Below are 17754 nucleotides of genomic sequence, written 5' to 3' on the forward strand. Positions count from 1 at the left end.
CTCCAAAGTCAGTAATGGACATCAGCGGGAACGATCCACAGATGATCGTTCGACCCGACGAGCTGCTCAAGTCGCTCGCGATGCCGAACGCCGTCAGCGAACTCGTCGTAGAGGTACACCGCCGGCCCACGGTACGTCCCGAGATTGTGGCACGCATGCCTGACGAGGTCCTCATCGCGCATGATCGCCGCAGCGTCGAGGTCGTCAACGCCCTCTCGAACACGCTCGAGATTCCGCTCGAACTCGCGTGTCGTCGCCTGCCACCCGCTCTCGAGGAGTTCCTGGCCATCCTCCGAGCCAACGGGTGCTGCAACTGGGAGGTCACCCCACCGGGCGCTGCCGGCGACCGTTGTTGAGTCGTCATCAAACGTCACATAGTAGTCGAACACCGCCTCGGCGTGCGGTGCAGCACCCACCAGTTGGTCGAATACGTCAGCGGCCCGCGAGAGGGCTTGGTCTGTTGTCGATGCAGTCACGAGTGCGTAGATTACTTGGTGCATTCGTCGTCACCTCGCCGACTCAGGAGTCGATGTCTGTCCGACCCCCTGCGCCGGCGCCCATCGCCGGCGCACACAAACACAACCCATTACGATACACCAGTGTTCACGTGTACTGTTGCTCTGGAGGAGATGGTGGACTCGATCTGTTGAGCTAGCAGTCGTTGGAGCCATGCTGAACTTAGGGTTCAAGTCGGACCCTGGCATGATATCTCGCCTGAAAGAGTCGACCCGCTCAAAAATGATAACATACTTACTAATCTCGGATATAGTCGGATGCGTGCACGCCGCAATGTCCTCCTCGGTGCGACCGCCACGTTGTTCGGGTTCTCCGGCTGTATCGCCCCGTTCACGTCCGACGGATCCCTTCAAGAGGTGAACGTCGAACTCCGGAATACGGATGACGGAGCGCAGACGTTCCACCTCGCGCTCGAAACCGAATCTGGCATGCTAGACTCAGTACCTCACAAAGCATCCTCGCCTAGCTGTCTCTGAAGCCTGAATTCTGTGGCCGAGCGGTTGCATTGGCGGTCTCGACGACAGAATCATGGACGGATCGGCGGAGAGCCGTCGCTGTCGGCGGCGGCTGCCGCCGACGCGACAGCGTCGCCACTCCCACTGTTGGCTAGCCCGGTCGGGAGTTACCGGTGGAACCGGTCGTCTGGTGGTCGGTTCGCGGGGACGGCCCGACGCACCGCGAGGGCCGTCCACGCTGCTCGACGGACCATATTGATGAACTCCTTGAACGACCACTCCCAGAGGCGACGCCCCCCACGGCGGGGCGTCGCCACGTACTCCCAGTGCAAATACCGCCAGACGTTCTGTAACAGCAGGCTCACCACGACGTACAACAGCCGTACGACCGGATTTTGTGTCGAGGTCGTCGCGATACTTTGCTCGGAGAGTCGATAGCTTGCCTCGATACCGAAGCGTTTCGCGTAGTGGTATCGAGCGTCCCGTGGTGAGTCGATGAACGGCGCGTCAGCGGCGTAGCCGTGACGCGCCACGCCATGTTCGTCGTACCGTCCGTTCTGGTAGGTACAGTCGATGTAGACGGGAAACTCGACGGTCCAGCTGTGACCGTCGAGTTTCGCTGTCAGACTGTGCTGAATCACGCGACTCCACCCTTCTGAGAGTTCTCGCTTGATCGTCCGTCCCCAGCGGACGATCGGCATGACGTAGGCGTGGTTGTGCGCCTGAAGCAGCGTCAAACACTTGCTGTCGTAGAATTCGCGGTCAAGATAGACGGCCTTGACACCGAGGTCAAGGCCGTCGAGAATACCGAGGAACTCTGCGAGGACACTGCTGGCGGTGTCGCCGTCTTCGAGACGGCGCACCGCCAGCGTGTAGCGTTTGTTCTTCACGCGTGCGTACAGTGTCGCGTACGCGTGAAACGCGGTGGTTCCACGCTTCGCTTGTGAGTGATACAGGCCGTCTGTATCGTCTTCGTCGCCGTAGTAGGGCCGCAGGTGGAGGTCTGCGCAGACCTCCACCTGCTGGGGAAGGACGTCGAGAACGTCTTTCTGGAGGAGCGTGTTCCCGATTTGTTCGAGCGTCTCGAGGTCGAACTTGGTGCGGAGATGGTAGAGAACCGAGTTTTCGTGAGGTGCATCTTCGCTTCTCTTGCAGAGTGTAGAGACCGAGGTCCCGTCGGCGCAGGCGCCGACGAGGACCTCGTAGATGTCTTCAGCATCGAGTTCAGCGTTTTCAGCGAGTGAGAGAGCAACTTCCTCGTCAAGAGAGTTGACGAGGAAGTTAAGGAGCTGGTCCTCGTGGATTTCATCGTCTGTTTGCTGGTTGTTGGACACATCTTCAGCAAGCAGACCTTCTAACTAAACGGCTTTGTGAGGTACTGAGACTGGAAATCGCATCGTGTCAACGCGGGCGCTGACGAGCCAGTAACGATAGCCCCAGACAAAGATGTAACCCCGGTCGCAGTACACGGAGTTGTCAGGGACTTCGCCGAGAGAGTCGACATCTTAGGTGTCGATAACCTTGATGAGAACTACTGTCTCCAATTCCATTTCTGGGACTCCCATCCAATCGATGAACGACCGCAGTTGGCGCAGGTCGCAGACATCGAATGCTAACTGTGGAGCTGTTCTGCCGATGAATTCAGAAGAATTACTGCTCATTCAGTTAGTTGCCATGTCTGTCAGTCTGTCTATCTCTGATTAAATCAAAAATATACAAAATTGTAATGAATGCCCATCCGGCTGCGACGAGAGGAGAGCCCTTGTACGCCCAATAGACTGTGAAGAGCAAGGTACCAACAGTTAGTAGAAGATGAGTGTGTCGTCCTACATACATTTCGAATATAAATTTTTCGCACATGTACTAAATAACTTTCTTGGTAGCTACACACACAGCGCGTCGTGCTGGCAGGTGTTTCCCGAATTACCACGCTGCGCGCGAGGTCTGAATCTACTCAGTTTTTGAACAGTACGATGAAGACGACACCAACGATCATCAGTTCTAAGGCCATAGTGCCTGTGTCAGAACTGAGCGCGATGTCGCCAACGTGCGGTAAGTAGTCGAGCATTTTGATGAGTACCCCCTGGGATGGCCGTCGGCCGAAGTAGTGGTAATACTTCTGCTGAGTTGCTCAGTCGTTGTACAGCCATTGATCAGACTGCCGCTTGTTTTGCATACGTGGGTCCCGCTGGTATCGCTCAATATTTCTCGCGATGACCACACGGTCGATGATATCAACGTCAAGCGTCTGGGCGAGGTCCGTACTGCGGTGTTCGACAGACGGAACACCGCCAGACAGGCTCACCAGCCCACGCTGCAGGCGGACTATCCTCGTGTGAGTCGAACCGATGCGGCGTCTGTTCACCACTCGACTGACAGCAGAGCAGTTGCCGTGTTGGTGAGGTAGATGTCGGCTGTGATGGCGAGGCGTCGACAGACGTTCGTCGAAGCGCAATCGCCGGGACAACCCACGTCTTCGGGTCCGAGAGCAACTTCTCACGCCGGGAGTCCTCAGTAATCTGCGTCCCAGCAGCGTTGTACCACCGGGAGCACCAAGAAGGTTTCAACAGGTTCAAGAAAATCGTAACCGCGAATCTCCGGCTACGCTGATGCGGGCGACGAAGACCCCTCATCACGCGGCAGACCGAACTCAACCTCAATCCGGACCGTATCGTAGGGGACGTACGGCTTCTTTGCGCGACCATCCTTCTCGAAGTGGACGATATCGTACTCAGCTAGTAGGTGTAGATCGTCGTGCACATCGTGGACGTCGCGCTCCAAGCGACTAGCCAGTGCGCGGATACTCTCGGGCGGGCGTTCCATCACCTCTTCGAGGAGTTCCATCCGCCGGTCGGTTAGCAGTTGGCGGAGCCGCGTCCGATCCTCGAAGTTGACGACATGCGGTACCTCTTCACCCTGCTCCCACCGTTCGGCCCGCTCAAGAGCCGCCGCCTGCGCCTGTTCTGCTGGGAGCGACGTGATACGGAGAGTCGAAGGGTACTCGACCTCGTCCGGGTCGGGAGTGAATTCGTCGTGCGTCGGTTCAGTGTCAGTTGGTTCGTTGCTCATAGATCTCGTTCACCTCGGTTTGGAAATCGTTGACTAGGTCGGACAGCCCTGTGAACTCCAACTTCATGATGTCGCCCTCGGGTGTATGTCGGTGGTGTCGACCAACATCCAAGTGGTACGGCGAGTTATCATACCGCAGGAGTGTGTCGCCGTCAGCGTCCATGTACTGAAAGCTGTATTTCAGTCCCTGCGGGAAGTCTTCGCTTGAGGGGACCTGCCACGCGACCATCTCATACCGACTTCCATCTGGCTTCTCGTTTTCGTCCCGGTACACAACCCTTGCAGGCATCGTTTTCCTATGTTGTGTTACAACCCCAACAATGTTAAAGCTTAGCGTTTGGAACGTCCCCCAACAGACAGATTCCGTACACTCAGCACCGCTTTGAGCTTTTTTAGCGATAGGACTTCGTCCGTACCCATCTGTGTTCGGTTAAGCTCTAACCTCCGTTCTGAATGCTTCAGCTACTCGTTCGCTGAGTAAGAGGCGTGATTTCTCTGGTTGGCGTGCGTTGCAAAACATGAGCTCAGCCAAGTTCGGCGGTGGATGTCCGAACGACTGGGCTAGATCTTCGAGGATGAGCTGGGCGAAAGACCGGAAGGTCTTCGCCCAGCGTTCTCGTGGAAACATCGTTTCTGGGTGCATCCTCTGAAAGACGCCAAGCAAGGCTCTGCTGACCGTGAGCGTCAGCAGAGCCGCTACCACCAGCAACTCCACGATTGCTGGATTGCTTGTCTGGAACTTCTCCAGCCCGTACATCGATTTCAGCTCACGGAACAGCACTTCTACTTCCCACCGTACACCGTACAACGCTGCGACTTGTTCCGGCGTGAACTCATCTGGGAGGTTCGTGATGTACAGGTGATAGTCGTCGGTGTCCTCGTTGCGGACACCGACGACGCGGAACTCTATCGTCGCACTCGAATGCTTCTCACCGTACGGACGCCGTTTGAAGCTCACCTCGGCGGTTACATCGATAATCTCGCGTGTAAGACCACCGAGAACATCCTGAAGACGACGGTCTGGTAAGGAAATGGCGCGCCCGCGCCATTTCCGACGTGCCTCTGTGATTCGTGGGTTTGCGTTCGTCTTCAGTCGACTCAAAAAGAAGCCGCCGTTCTCCTCGATGAGTGCGAACCGACGATAGCTGTAGAAGCCGAGATCGAACAGCAACAACCGCCCTCGCAGCCAGTTCCCCGTGCGGAACTGGCTGCTCTCGTGGCTTCGTTCGTCGGTGAGTTCGAACCGCTCGATCGTCTGTTTCGTGAGGTTGTGGACGAGATGAAGTTTCGCGCCTGACTGGTCAGGATGCGTCGCTGGAAACTCGCTCAGGAGCCGATGCAACCGGAAAACGGTTGCATCGGCAATCATCACATCGCGGAACTGCTGGAGCTGCGGGGCGAGTGTGTGTGGCACTGCGACCTCCTCAAGAGCATGTTCGAGGAGGTCGCTGAGTAACTGTCCGAGTGCGGGTGTGAACCGATCGTAGAAGCTGGAACGGGAGAGCGTCTGATTGGTCGCTGCGGCGTAGGCACGTTGAAACCCCGCGATCGTGCGAGATTCGCCGCCGACGGCGAATCCCAAGATGAGCGTCCAAACGAGGGCAGTAACATCGATTCGACGGTGGCGTTGGACGACATCGCGCTCGCGCGCGATGTCTTCGATAAGCTCTCCTGGAAAGAGCGAAGTGAGCCGCCGTCGAATAAGGTCTGGGGAGAGTTCCTTCAGCACAACCTCTCCCCACGCGTTCTACACCGATAACTTCGTCAACAGAGCGCAGTCTCTCGATTTTGCTTCTTAACCGAACACGGATGGTCCGTACCCTTTCTTTGAACGGGCTCTGGTGAATCACTAGACGGCGTCGGTTTCGACCGGTAGAATTTGGAAGATGAAGCGGGAAACCGTCGATGCTCTATGTCGAAAATCTCCCGCTTCACGAAGAAGGCGGTCACGTTGGCTAAAAATGTTGTTGGTGACCGAGGCGAAGTCGCCGCCCCCGAAGGGGGTGGCGGCTTCGCCGACTACGCTCTCGTATCGCTGCACTGTCTGCGGATTTACCTCGATGAGTCGTACCGCAACGCACTGGATCTGCTGAGCGAAATGCCGCATATTCTCGCCGAGATCGGCCTCGAAGAGGGCGATCTCCCTGATCACTCGACACTAGTTAAGGCGTTTGATAGGTTTCAGATGAAGGTCTGGCGAGTGCTGCTGCGCCTGTCGGCGCAGCTGCACGACCCCTCGGGTCACGCCGCCATCGATGCCACCTTTTTTGACCGCGAAAACGCTAGCAAGCACTACTGCCGCCGCACGAATTACCACGTTCAGACACTCAAAGCGACGGCTCTCGTCGATACGCAAACGCAAGCTGTTCTCGACGTTCATTGTACGACCGAGAAGACCCACGACACACAACTCGGCTGGCAGGTCGCCTGCCGCAACGCAGGCGACCTGCACAGCCTCGCCGCTGACAAAGGCTACGACTGGATGCAGTTACGCGAAAAACTACGCGAGGAAGGCGTGAGACCGCTGATTAAACATCGTATCTTCCGGCCCATCGACCACGCGCATAACGCGCGGGTCGATGGGCCTCGATACCGCCAGAGATCGATGTGTGAGACTGTCTTCTCGTCGATCAAGCGCACGCACGGCGACGCCGTGCGAGCGCGAACGTGGTACCGTGAATTTCGTGAACTCGTTTTGAAATGTGTCGTTCACAATATCAAGCGTGCCGCAACATAGCCAAATCAACCGCTGTATGGCGATTCACCAGAGCCTTTGAACGGTATTCAACGCCATCTCACGCGGTGCTTAACTCTCGTGTGGGAAAGTTCGTCTCAAGCCCGTTTTCAATCGCAGCAGGACGTGGCCGAATGCTACTTGCACCTCACCAACGAGCGTCTTCGTTCAGTCGAAGTTCCGCGGCCGGGTCACGGGAGGGCGGCATACCGCGTCGTGGCTGTATCTTCCGATATAAACGTTCGTCCAGCGAGGTCACTCTGAAACCCGGCCGATGGCCAACAAACGTATATGTATTCTTAAACTAGCTGTGGGCAGCAAAATGTACGATTTGACCGGGTTCCAACGAGACCTGCTGTACGTCACCGCCGGCTTGGATGAACCACACGGACTCGCAATCAAAGACCAACTCGAGGACTACTACGAAACCGAGATCCACCACGGCCGGCTGTACCCCAATCTCGACACGCTCGTTGAGAAGGGACTGCTCGACAAAGGCGAAAAGGACCGCCGAACGAACGTCTACGCGATTACAGCTCGCGGTCGTCGAGAAATCGAAGCCCGTGACGACTGGGAACAACAGTATACCAGCGAACTGACCACCTGACTGCTGCTACGAGACGAGTAGCTGGGATGACAGACAACTAGTGGGGGAACGTGCTGTTTAAATCGCTTAATCCGGCCAGTATCTTCTGCCACACATTACGAATACCGACTTCTCGTCTCACTGGTCAACTTCGGCAAACGCACGAATAGGCATTGCAGCAGTGTCTTTGGCTTTGATCGGCACAGCGAAGAATCGGAATGACTCACCACCGAGCGAATCAAGGTTGCAGAGATTCTCGACGATGAAGATCTCTTCGTCAAGGAGTCGAGTGTGGGCCGGGCGGGCGGGGTTCTGGTGGTCGTCGGCGTTTAGCGTGTCTACGCCAACCAGAGAAACATCTGCATCGATTAGTCTCTCAATGACGGCCTCAGAGATGTATGGGTAGGATCGGTACTGCTCTGTGCCCCAGTGTTCGTCCCATCCAAAATTGAACAGGACGGCGGTACCTGCGAGGGCAGACTCCTGGGGAAGTGCGTCAACAGTCAATTCTTCGTTGCCAGCAAGCCCACGAGCATCGACGACCGTCCCAGGAAGTACCAGCTCGCCGATGTCAAGATCACTGATGTCACGACCCTCGGGATGTCGATGATACGGTGAATCTAGATACGTTCCCATGGACGTCTGGAACCGCATTTCGGTAACCTCGAACGCGGATTTGCCTTCGTACTTCTCCCGAGACTCCTCGTGTGTGAAAAACGGATATACTTCTGCAGTGTACTCCGTGTGTGTCCCGTCATCGTTCTTTTGACGGAACCCCGGCATCCCGTCTTCGAACGTGTGACTCAAGTCGACGAACTTCATACTAGTTACCTTGTTCGACATTGGATACGACTCCTGCTTGGTGTTTCATTGTTTCTACAGTATCTCGGTCGCTGAAAGGTCTCATTGACTACTCCCAGTGTTGCTGTTCGTCTCAACGTCATGGTTCACAGCACTACCACTATCGCTTCGGACTTCCCACAGACGACGAAACAGGATCGGGCCTAAAATCAGATAGATGACGGACGTATAGAGTCCGGGAAAGTAGCCGAACTCGCCGGTCGCGAGGATCGGATAGATGGGATGTAGAACGCCGTTTCCGATGACCCCCATAAGGGTGAAAAACCAGACGATGAGCATTGGACCCTTGATACCACGGTGGATGGCGACCGCACCGAGAGCGAACGCAGCGTATGAGACCATATTGATCTGAACGAACGTCGTGAGCTCGAACGGGGCTGCGTTGAAAACCTCAACCGGCCAGCGGGTGTAGAATTCGGTCGAAAACTCCTCGGCGAAGTGTAAGAACTGGACAGCAAATGCGATCAAGTAGACGGGGAGCACCCGACTTGGATCAGGCATTCGTTGAAAGCTCGTTAATAAATAGCACACGTATGCGAGAATAATAGCAGGAACGAACGTGGTGATCAGTGATAACCCTGGGGAGAGATAGGTAAAGGTCGCAACCAAGATCACCGTCATCACTCCAGGAAGAATTGCGTCTCGGCTACGCAACGTGGCGGGAACGCTCTCGGACTCGCTGATTCGAACACCCATCTCAAATCTCTCCACTCGTACGGTTACTTACAGATCGAGGAGATACTGCTCTCCATAACGGTCTAATATGGAACTGACGCCAACCAAGGCTTTGTCTTTTCATGAGGCAAATTATCGTTAGAGTGGAATTTGTATGTCAGCATTGCCTCACCTAGATAGGCTCATTTATTAGTCAAAGGAAATCGGAGTAATCTCATGAAGTCGATTACGCTGGAGATCTCAGTCGAAGGCGGATTCCACCCGGCGAATCAGTTACTCGCAGCGGATCCGTCGATAATCCGTGAGTCGCTGCACCACGTTACTATTCTCAAAGATGGGACGATTATTCTGCTCTACCATCTTCGAGGCGACCTCGATCAGGTGAGAACATACCTCACGGACCACAAAGAGGTCATCTCCTGTGATGTGCCAGAGAACGGAAGTGGGCTTGTGTACATCCACGGTCGCCCACTCAAGCCGATTCGTGAATTTTTCTCTCTTGCCCGGTCACACGGAATCGTGTTCGAGACACCCATAACACATACTGATGATGGACTCAAGATCACGATGAGCGGAGATGAACAAACGCTTCATCGTGTCATCTCGGAAATTCCATCAGATATTGAACTCACCCTCCTCAGAAAGGGAGAGCGTAAGCCAGGGGAGAATGTGATCATCTCACTATTGACTGAGCGCCAGGTAGAGGTACTCACTCTGGCAGTTGAGGAGGGATACTACGAAACACCGAGAGGAACCACTCACGAGAAGATTGCGACTCAGATTGGTGTCGCAACTACGACTGTGAGCGAGCATCTCCGAAAAGTCGAACAACGTGTTTTCTCTGCACTCATCAGATAACTGTATTTTCAAAAGTTCTACTGACCAATCTAGACACCCGAGAACCACACATTGCTCAAGGAGCTAACTAGAGAATCTCGATGTCTATCCGTACGAAATCCCCGAGAGGACAAGCATCTCCGTCCCAAATCCCGCACCAGACAGGAACTGTGTTGTCCCAAGCGAACTCAGACCGATACCGGTGCCGACGAGCAACACCATTGCGGCCCAGTCGACAGCCCCAGGAGTGTCGCTCGGCCGCTTCTTCGTCACGGACGCGCCAACACCGGCGAACAGCGCTGCAAATCCGGCGAGGAGAGGAGGCCAAAGGGAGATGTCCTCAACAAGTACAGGGGCCTCACCGCCTCATGACGAGCGCGTACCCGACCGTTGCTGGGAGCGCGTAGATGACATGACCGAGGATACTCCAGAGCTTCTCGGGCATCGTAAGATCGGGGAACGCCGGCGTGAACGGGTAGCCGACTGCACCGAGCCAAAGCGGCATCAATAGCACCGAGAGCAGCACCGTCGAAACAGCGCCGACGACAACTGCGAGGACAACGGCTCCACGGAGCGTCCTTGGGTACTCGGTGAGTGGTTCCCATTGGACGGCGGCGACGTACATCACTGCGAGTGCGACGCCGTGGAACTGGTGAATCACCCATCCAGCGAGCAGGTCTGGCCCGGGGAGGCCGTACATCATCGGCAGGGCGAGCGCGATTAAGGGTTTGGGGTTCCCGTACTGCATCATCAGGCCAAGCGGGACGCTCCCGAGGAACCCGCCGACAGCCGCGGCAATCCATGCGAGGGCGGGAACTGCTCTGAGTCGAGTGGCGAGTACCTGTGCGTAGCCACGGCCGAGATCAGCCGTAGCCTTCGTCGTACTGGTCATCAATCATAGTCCGAGTGGAGATTCCCTATCAGCGCTGCCTCACTCCGAGAGGCTCGTTTATTATCTTCCAGAGAGTCCAAGCTATGGAATCACTGACCCTGGAACTCGCAGTCAAAGGCAGAAACCGCCAACGGGCAATCGGTGGGTTCGTGCGAGATACACGCTCGACATGCAGCACATCCTCAACAAACGATCAGCGGCTGAGGGTTTCAACAGAGCCCACTAGACTTAGATCGTCGATTTTACCCGCCGACAAAACTGGTGGTGAACTGTGAGTCCAGTATAGAGTTGGAGTCGTTCATCAACCGAATGCGTACATTCCCCCTAAGCGGCTCCCAATATACAGACGCCGGTTAACGACAGCTGGCGACCCTGTGATCTCAGTACCGGTGTCGAATGACCACATCAGCTTGCCTGTCCGTGCATGGAGTTCGTATACGTACCCGTCGTAGCCGCCGAAATACACACGATTTTGGACAACAGCAGGCGACGAGACAATTCCTTGAATCGGGTGGTCACCAACGCTGAAGGCCCATTGTTCTTCACCAGTCGCTCGATCAAGTGCAAGTAGTTGGTTGTTGGTAGACCCGAGATAGATGAGCCGATCAGAGATCGCTGGTGAGTTGGTAATTGTCCCGACATAGACACGCCAACGTTCTGTTCCATCTGCTGCGTCGTAGGTCGCGAGATACGGCCAGCCACCAACATACACAATCCCATCGACGAGGACAATGTGTCGTGGAGAGTATGGAACAGGATGAGACCACTCGACCACGCCAGTTGCTGCGTTGAGCCGAGAGATCCGTGAATTAGATCCCCCGAAGAAAATACCCCCATCACTCATCGCAAGTGATGTGATTCCAAAGCCGGTGTCGAGACTCCAGATAGCAGCCCCATCGGCTGCTGAAACCGCGTGAATAACTCCATCCGCGTCACTGAAATACACCACCCCATCAGCAACAACTGAATCATGATTAAGTATCGCACCAGCATCGTAGCGCCAGCGTTCACTGCCAGTGGTGCTATCGAATGCATAGAAGATATGCTCCTAATCGCCAATATCAGTACTTCACAAAGCCGTTTAGTTAGAAGGTCTGCTTGCAGAAGGTGTGTCTAAAACCCAGCAAGCAGACGATGAAATCCACGAGGACCAGCTCCTTAACTTCCTCGTCAACTCTCTTGACGAGGAAGTTGCTCTCTCACTCGCTGAAAACGCTGAACTCGATGCTGAAGACATCTACGAGGTCCTCGTCGGCGCCTGCGCCGACGGGACCTCGGTCTCAACGCTCTGTGAGAGAAGCGAAGATGCACCCCACGAAAACTCCGTTCTCTACCATCTCCGCACTAAATTCGATCTAGAAACGCTCGAACAGGTTGGCAACATGCTCCTCCAGAAAGACGTTCTCGACGTCCTTCCCCAGCAGGTGGAGGTCTGCGCAGACCTCCACCTGCGGCCCTACTATGGTGACGAAGACGACACGGACGGCCTGTATCACTCACAAGCGAAGCGTGGAACCACCGCGTTCCACGCCTACGCGACGCTGTACGCACGCGTGAAGAACAAACGCTACACGCTGGCGGTGCGCCGTCTCGAAGACGGCGACACCGCCAGCAGTGTCCTCGCAGAGTTCCTCGGTATTCTCGACGGCCTTGACCTCGGTGTCAAGGCCGTCTATCTTGACCGCGAATTCTACGACAGCAAGTGTTTGACGCTGCTTCAGGCGCACAACCACGCCTACGTCATGCCGATCGTCCGCTGGGGACAATCAATCAAGCAAGAACTCTCGGAAGGCTGGAGTCGCGTGATTCAGCACAGTCTGACGGCGAGACTCGACGGTCACAGCTGGACCGTCGAGTTCCCCGTCTACATTGACTGTACCTACCAGAACGGACGGTACGACGAACATGGCGTGGCGCGTCACGGCTACGCCGCTGACGCGCCGTTCATCGACTCACCACGAGACGCTCGATACCACTACGCGAAACGCTTCGGTATCGAGGCGAGCTATCGACTCTCTGAACAAAGTATCGCGACGACCTCGACACAAAATCCGGTTGTACGGCTGCTGTACGTCGTGGTGAGCTTGCTGTTACAGAACGTGTGGCGGTATCTGCACTGGGAGTACGTGGCGACGCCCCGCCGAGGCGGGCGTCGCCTCTGGCAGTGGCCATTCAAGGAGTTCATCAACATGATCCGACGGGCAGCGTGGACGGCCCTCGCGACGCGTCGGGCCGTCCCCGCGAACCGGCCACCGGACGACCGGTTCCACCGGTAACTCCCGACCGGGCTAGCCAACGGTGGGAGTGGCGACGCTGTCGCGTCGGCGGCAGCCGCCGCCGACAGCGACGGCTCTCCGCCGATCCGTCCATGATTCTCTCGTCGAAACCGCCAGTCCAACCGCTCCGCCACAGAACTCAGGCTTCAGAAACAGCTAGCCGAGGATGCTTTGTGAGGTACTGATTCTAGTACAGCGATTCTTTCCTATTGTTCAAACGCCTCCTCCAACTTCTCATACATCCTCCTTCGCCGTGCCCTCCGTTCTTGTTCCCTCGACAAGTAATTCCGAAGCACAACCTCGGTCGACGAACTCCCCTGATCTTCAGCCACCCCTTCCAATCCCTCTAGAACCTCCCCAACAGCTTCCTGATACGCCGAGTACCAGAACCGTCGTCCCATCTTGGGCGTGGGCGTATCCCCGTCAACAACCACCTCAGCACGGTCAGCAAGTTGCTTGAATCGACGTCGAACCGTACTCACAGACACGTGGCCCGTCGACGACGACCGAGAGGGGAACAGATACCCATTCCACGTCTCACGGTCAGAGAGAGCATCAATCCGATCAGCGACGACGTCAACCCCATACAGCAGCGTCACCTCTCCAGGGCCGTTCTTCCGCTCTCCATCATCGAACGACAGATGCGGGTCCTCAGCATCTAAGACCACCTGGTCGACGTGCAACGCGGCAACCTCGGAGGGTCGTAATCCCCAACTAGCAAGCGCAACCACGAGTAATTCCGCTTCAGGCGAGTCGACCTCACTGTAGATTCGACGGACCTGCGACGCCGATAACGCCTGTGGGTCTGGCTCGTTTGCTTCCCAGCCGAACTCTTCACCAGCTTCCGAGAGTGGATTGTACTTTGCGTACTTCCGGCGCTTCACGAAGGCATACCATGCCCTAGCGACGTGCAGGTACTCAAGTTTCGACCGGTCGGTCGATAGTACCTCGTCGAAGACGTCGAGGACAGCGAGACAACGCTCTATCTCTTGCGGTTGCTGGTCTAACTCAGACAGCGGTTCGAGCAACGCATCAGTCCCATGCAGCTCTCGATACGTTCGAACCCACTTCGCCAACCTCGTCCGATGGGTCTCGACGGTACTCTCTGCTCGTCCACCACGAGTCTCTATCGACGTGAGGTACGCGTCGAGTGCGTTCACCGTTGCCTCGTGGTCAACTTTCCACTCCCATTCGTCGGAATCCTCGTCTTCGAGGCCGACGACATTGACGAAGAACTGTTTGGGCGTCAAATCGTGATGCTCGCGCAGTGCGTACGCGATGCCACTGTATCCGTGTTCGGTGAGCCAGTTGTACGTTGGAACGTCTCGATCCTCGTCGAACCCGTCACGATATCGCTTCGGTGCGATGTCTTGCCAGTAGACATCGACGAGTTCGTCGAGGTCCATACGCGACCAGTTGTAGCGACGGCTACGCGTCTCTGGGTCCGTGGATTCGTCGTCTGGTTGCTGGCTGGTGGACTGCTTTGTCATGCCGAGTTGCTGTCCGACCGACCGTTTGTCGTATTTCGGGACGGTTTCGAGCCAGTGAATTTCATTGGTCTCTGCTGCTTTTCACAGCAAAATAATACTTTGGCTTGTGCGGGAGTGGTCTTTCTAATATGCAGCGTCCGCAGACCAAGGTGGAACACTCGAAATCACCTCTCTCATTCTCAAGTGACGATCACACAGACCCACCAAATTCACGCGGTACTCCCGTTGAAAGTGTGCTGAACACTCGAAGTGACCCTTCGCTGTGAGGTGGTCGTTTGAGATAGTTGAAAAAACGGACTAGTTGAAACTCCCATCTCTTGACAGGAGTGGCGTGACACATGCAGAGGGTGAGTTCAGCAGGTCAGATTGACAGGCCCGATAGTACAGCATGTAAGAAAACGTGATAAGCGAAGCACAGGTTATATATCACACGTACCCTTCGTCAGGTGTATGGAGTCCACTTCCTACGTCAACTGCTGGCGTTGGCACGCGTCACGGGAAGTGGACAGTATCTCGGTATAGGGTCGGAAGGGCTTCACCCAACGATACCACCGCGATGCTCACTCGCTTCTTCGCTGTATCGTACTCCAAGTGACTACCTCGTCAACAACCCCAATGCCAGCAGAAGACAACTTCACCGTAACACCCTACGCCGTCAAAGGCGACATCAACTACGACCGGCTCCTCGACCGATTCGGAGCCGACCGACTCACTTCCGAACAGAAAACGCGGTTCCCCGACCCCAGCCACCCACTCGTCCGTCGAGACGTATTCTATGCCCAACGAGACGTAGACCCGTTCCTCGACGCCGCAAACGATGACAAACCCCATTCAATCGTGACCGGACGTGGCCCCTCCGGGCCGATGCACATCGGCCACATCTTCCCCTTCTACTTTGCAAAGTATCTCCAAGAACAGACTGGCACACTCGTCTACATACCATTCTCCGACGACGAGAAGTACTTCCTAAAGAACAAATCAATGGACGAAATCAGCGACTACACTCGCCAGAATCTCCGAGACCTCCTTGCCGTCGGCTTCGACCCTGACCGCACTCGCATCATCGTAGATACAGCAGATGCCGACGTGGTGTACCCACTTGCCACTGCCTTTGCAAAGGAAGTGACCCAATCAACAGTAGATGCGACGTACGGAGAACCCGAGAATATCGGCCTGTCATTCTATCCTGCTGTCCAAGCAACCCATCTGCTCCTTCCACAACTTGTTGAAGGGCGTCACCCAACACTTGTTCCAATTGCAGTAGACCAAGACCCACACGTACGCGTCTGTCGTGACATTGCCGCGAAAAAACGGTACGACGTACGAAAGCCCGGGGCATTGCTTTCGAAATTCCTCCCGAGTCTCGAAGGGCCGGGAAAGATGAGTTCGTCTGACGACGCCCCGAGTATCCTCCTTTCGGACGACCGGGAAACGGTCACCGATAAAATCCGTACGTACGCGTTCTCAGGTGGACGGACGAGCATCGAAGAACATCGATCCAAAGGCGGGAATCCGGAGATTGATGTCCCCTTCCAATTGTTGTACTACTTCTTTGAGGAGAGCGACGAGAGGGTAGAACAACTCGCAGAGGAGTACCGTGAGGGATCTCTATTGAGTGGTGAACTCAAGGAATTCGCGGCAGAGCGTATCGCGGGTTTCCTTGAAGCTCATCAGGCGCGTCGGTCGGCACTCGGTTCGCTGGAGGAAGAATTGTCTGCATATCGACTGACTGAAACCGAGCGGCAGGCTGCACGGAGACAGGCAGGGTATCCTGATAATGCACTGTCGCAACAGTAGGCGTCTCAATCGCCGCTTTGTCCCTGATTCGGCGTTAATTAGACAGGGCTGTTCTTCCGCATAATCAGCCGAACAAATTGACCGACTTGCGCTCTGTATTCACCTATGGAAATTCTGCTGGCTCAACTAACCACCGCTAGCGATAAAGTTGTTCGCACGATTCCGTGTCTCTCGTTCTTCAACGGTGAAAAACCACTGGGCAACGTGGTGATTGAGACCTCCACAACCGATAGGCGGTCGGTACGAGTTCCGCGATAGCTGTCGCTCACGCTGGTTCCATCCGGCCACTGAGGAACGCCGGACTGGCGTTCCTCAGATTCCCTTCCTCAGGCGCTCACCCCCGGTGGATCGTAGACTTCCTCCCGGACGAGCATGTAGTACATCGAGACGAGCAGTTTTCGCGCCGTCGCAACGATTGCTTTTTTCGGGTTCATCCGACGGTTCAACCGGTGGAAGAACCGGCTCAGATACTCGTCTTTACACGTGTACACTGCTGAGTATGCACTCTGAACCAAAATCCACCGCACCCGTCCTGAACCACGTTTCGAGATACCACCCTCGATCCGCGAGTCGCCGGACTCGCGGATCGTCGGGTTCAGCCCCATGTAACTCACGACCTCCTTGTGGCTGTCGAACCGATCAACTTCTCCAAGTTCTGCGTAGATCAGCAACGCGGAGTAGTAACTGACTCCAGGAATCGTCATGAGCAGCTGGGTCTCCTTCAGAGACCCAGCGCGCTCCTCAATCGCAGCTTCCAGCTGTGTCATCTGCTCGGTCAGGGTCTCAACCACGTCAAGGTACGACTCCAACAACGCGTCCCACGGGGACGGGAGCGAGAGTTCCCGGAGGAACTCTCGTCCCTTCACGCTCAGTGGCTTCACCTCGCGGGTGATACCGTTGTCAGCGAGCAAGCCATGGATCTTGTTGGCGAACTTGGTGCGATCTTCGACCAATGTCTGTCGCCCGCGCACGAGTGCGCGGGCTTGCCTGATCTCGTCGGTGGGAACGTAACTCTGCGGAACGGAGTTGAGTCGAAGCAACCGCGCGAGTTCTTTGGCGTCGACGCGGTCGGTTTTCTTGTCGGAGTGAGCGATGAGCGTCAGTTTACCTGGATGAGCGACGGTTACGTCCAAGTACTCCGCGAGCGTATCGTAGACGTGGTAGTAATTGCTGGTCGCCTCGATGACCGCACGAGAGCCAGCGTAGCGTCGAGCGAGATCGTCGAGGTTCGCGTTTTTGACGCGAACCTCTTCGACAATCTGGCCTTCGCTGTCGATTACTGCTACCTGTGCGTACCGTTTGTGTAAGTCGATTCCGAGGTACATTGCTTGTTCCTCCGGGATAGGACGGCGGTGCGTGAATCAGAACTTCACCTATGCGGGCTTTCCCGGATGCCGCCAGGAGCGGCATCCGGGCTGTGACGCCCATAACTCGGCTTCTTTCGCACTCGGACCAGTCAGCACCACGTGCTCTGGGGCACGGAATACAGCTCGGTCTCTTGCGTCCCATGCTTGATTCACGCTCCGCAGGGATAGCAGAATTTCCATCAAGTCAGCACGGCCGCAG

The 17754-nt window shown here is 55.9% G+C and carries 16 protein-coding genes; 5 read left to right on the top strand and 11 right to left on the bottom strand.

Translation table 11 applies throughout. The annotated features are described in order from the left end of the window. Nucleotides 1-8: 8 nt before the first annotated feature. The 5 genes from HVO_RS02375 to HVO_RS02395 all read right to left on the bottom strand — a co-directional run bounded on the left by HVO_RS02375 (nt 9) and on the right by HVO_RS02395 (nt 5769). Complete coding sequence (locus tag HVO_RS02375; RefSeq protein ID WP_013035224.1) at nt 9-500, bottom strand: hypothetical protein; 492 nt, start codon at nt 498-500, stop codon at nt 9-11. 638 nt (nt 501-1138) lie between these two features. Further along, on the bottom strand, nt 1139-2305 hold the full coding sequence (locus tag HVO_RS02380) for an ISH3-like element ISH51 family transposase (RefSeq protein ID WP_013035157.1): 1167 nt from the start codon (nt 2303-2305) through the stop codon (nt 1139-1141). A gap of 1267 nt (nt 2306-3572) precedes the next feature. Continuing rightward, complete coding sequence (locus tag HVO_RS02385) at nt 3573-4040, bottom strand: HVO_A0114 family putative DNA-binding protein (RefSeq protein ID WP_004062178.1); 468 nt, start codon at nt 4038-4040, stop codon at nt 3573-3575. After that, nucleotides 4021-4329, bottom strand: a complete 309-nt coding sequence (locus HVO_RS02390; RefSeq protein ID WP_013035079.1) for a toxin-antitoxin system TumE family protein — start codon at nt 4327-4329, stop codon at nt 4021-4023. Before HVO_RS02390 ends, HVO_RS02385 begins: the two co-directional genes overlap by 20 nt. 141 nt (nt 4330-4470) lie before the next feature. Then, nucleotides 4471-5769 carry an IS4-like element ISHvo13 family transposase gene (locus HVO_RS02395; protein WP_013035180.1) on the bottom strand — a complete coding sequence of 433 codons (1299 nt, stop codon included), beginning with the start codon at nt 5767-5769 and terminating at the stop codon, nt 4471-4473. A 183-nt stretch (nt 5770-5952) separates the two neighbouring features. On the opposite strand from HVO_RS02395, the gene HVO_RS02400 reads away from it, so the two are divergent. Both HVO_RS02400 and HVO_RS02405 read left to right on the top strand, forming a co-directional pair. Further along, nucleotides 5953-6777 (top strand): IS5-like element ISHvo1 family transposase, encoded by an 825-nt coding sequence (locus HVO_RS02400; protein WP_013035143.1) that lies wholly within the window; start codon nt 5953-5955, stop codon nt 6775-6777. 319 nt (nt 6778-7096) lie between these two features. Beyond that, the gene (locus HVO_RS02405; RefSeq protein WP_004062180.1) at nt 7097-7381 is read left to right on the top strand and encodes a PadR family transcriptional regulator; all 285 of its coding nucleotides are present in this window, start codon (nt 7097-7099) and stop codon (nt 7379-7381) included. 117 nt (nt 7382-7498) lie between these two features. Here HVO_RS02405 and HVO_RS02410 read toward each other — a convergent pair whose 3' ends face one another. Both HVO_RS02410 and HVO_RS02415 read right to left on the bottom strand, forming a co-directional pair. Beyond that, nucleotides 7499-8182: a cyclase family protein gene (locus tag HVO_RS02410; RefSeq protein WP_013035153.1), complete on the bottom strand. Its 684-nt coding sequence runs from the start codon at nt 8180-8182 to the stop codon at nt 7499-7501. A gap of 81 nt (nt 8183-8263) precedes the next feature. Continuing rightward, complete coding sequence (locus HVO_RS02415; RefSeq protein WP_049941494.1) at nt 8264-8917, bottom strand: hypothetical protein; 654 nt, start codon at nt 8915-8917, stop codon at nt 8264-8266. Between the two features lie 195 nt (nt 8918-9112). On the opposite strand from HVO_RS02415, the gene HVO_RS02420 reads away from it, so the two are divergent. Next, complete coding sequence (locus HVO_RS02420; RefSeq protein WP_013035173.1) at nt 9113-9754, top strand: helix-turn-helix domain-containing protein; 642 nt, start codon at nt 9113-9115, stop codon at nt 9752-9754. A gap of 337 nt (nt 9755-10091) precedes the next feature. Here HVO_RS02420 and HVO_RS02425 read toward each other — a convergent pair whose 3' ends face one another. Together HVO_RS02425 and HVO_RS19795 are read right to left on the bottom strand one after the other, a co-directional pair. After that, nucleotides 10092-10625, bottom strand: a complete 534-nt coding sequence (locus HVO_RS02425) for a hypothetical protein (RefSeq protein ID WP_013035045.1) — start codon at nt 10623-10625, stop codon at nt 10092-10094. Nucleotides 10626-10926: 301 nt separating this feature from the next. After that, a complete protein-coding gene (locus tag HVO_RS19795; protein WP_257721167.1) occupies nt 10927-11667 on the bottom strand; it encodes an outer membrane protein assembly factor BamB family protein in 741 nt (246 codons plus the stop codon). 67 nt (nt 11668-11734) lie between these two features. Here HVO_RS19795 and HVO_RS02430 point away from each other — a divergent pair, with 67 nt between their 5' ends. Beyond that, on the top strand, nt 11735-12901 hold the full coding sequence (locus HVO_RS02430) for an ISH3 family transposase (RefSeq protein WP_013035069.1): 1167 nt from the start codon (nt 11735-11737) through the stop codon (nt 12899-12901). Between the two features lie 206 nt (nt 12902-13107). Here the strand turns inward: HVO_RS02430 and HVO_RS02435 are convergent, their stop codons facing one another. Then, on the bottom strand, nt 13108-14307 hold the full coding sequence (locus HVO_RS02435) for a tyrosine-type recombinase/integrase (RefSeq protein WP_049914835.1): 1200 nt from the start codon (nt 14305-14307) through the stop codon (nt 13108-13110). A 699-nt stretch (nt 14308-15006) separates the two neighbouring features. Between HVO_RS02435 and HVO_RS02440 the strand changes: the two genes are divergently transcribed. Then, the gene (locus HVO_RS02440; protein ID WP_013035127.1) at nt 15007-16188 is read left to right on the top strand and encodes a tryptophan--tRNA ligase; all 1182 of its coding nucleotides are present in this window, start codon (nt 15007-15009) and stop codon (nt 16186-16188) included. 326 nt (nt 16189-16514) lie between these two features. Here HVO_RS02440 and HVO_RS02445 read toward each other — a convergent pair whose 3' ends face one another. Further along, nucleotides 16515-17513 (bottom strand): IS110-like element ISHvo10 family transposase, encoded by a 999-nt coding sequence (locus tag HVO_RS02445; protein WP_013035025.1) that lies wholly within the window; start codon nt 17511-17513, stop codon nt 16515-16517. Between the last annotated feature and the right edge of the window lie 241 nt (nt 17514-17754).

It is taken from the genome of Haloferax volcanii DS2 (assembly GCF_000025685.1).
In the GTDB taxonomy this organism is placed as follows: Archaea; Halobacteriota; Halobacteria; order Halobacteriales; family Haloferacaceae; genus Haloferax; species Haloferax volcanii.

What these genes read in the sequence shown, in the direction of transcription:
- HVO_RS02375 (WP_013035224.1), bottom strand. Translation starts at nt 500, where the DNA reads ATGCACCAAGTAATCTACGCACTCGTGACTGCATCGACAACAGACCAA.
- HVO_RS02385 (WP_004062178.1), bottom strand. Translation starts at nt 4,040, where the DNA reads ATGAGCAACGAACCAACTGACACTGAACCGACGCACGACGAATTCACT.
- HVO_RS02390 (WP_013035079.1), bottom strand. Translation starts at nt 4,329, where the DNA reads ATGCCTGCAAGGGTTGTGTACCGGGACGAAAACGAGAAGCCAGATGGA.
- HVO_RS02400 (WP_013035143.1), top strand. Translation starts at nt 5,953, where the DNA reads ATGTCGAAAATCTCCCGCTTCACGAAGAAGGCGGTCACGTTGGCTAAA.
- HVO_RS02405 (WP_004062180.1), top strand. Translation starts at nt 7,097, where the DNA reads ATGTACGATTTGACCGGGTTCCAACGAGACCTGCTGTACGTCACCGCC.
- HVO_RS02410 (WP_013035153.1), bottom strand. Translation starts at nt 8,182, where the DNA reads ATGAAGTTCGTCGACTTGAGTCACACGTTCGAAGACGGGATGCCGGGG.
- HVO_RS02415 (WP_049941494.1), bottom strand. Translation starts at nt 8,917, where the DNA reads ATGGGTGTTCGAATCAGCGAGTCCGAGAGCGTTCCCGCCACGTTGCGT.
- HVO_RS02420 (WP_013035173.1), top strand. Translation starts at nt 9,113, where the DNA reads ATGAAGTCGATTACGCTGGAGATCTCAGTCGAAGGCGGATTCCACCCG.
- HVO_RS02425 (WP_013035045.1), bottom strand. Translation starts at nt 10,625, where the DNA reads ATGACCAGTACGACGAAGGCTACGGCTGATCTCGGCCGTGGCTACGCA.
- HVO_RS02435 (WP_049914835.1), bottom strand. Translation starts at nt 14,307, where the DNA reads ATGGACCTCGACGAACTCGTCGATGTCTACTGGCAAGACATCGCACCG.
- HVO_RS02440 (WP_013035127.1), top strand. Translation starts at nt 15,007, where the DNA reads ATGCCAGCAGAAGACAACTTCACCGTAACACCCTACGCCGTCAAAGGC.
- HVO_RS02445 (WP_013035025.1), bottom strand. Translation starts at nt 17,513, where the DNA reads ATGTACCTCGGAATCGACTTACACAAACGGTACGCACAGGTAGCAGTA.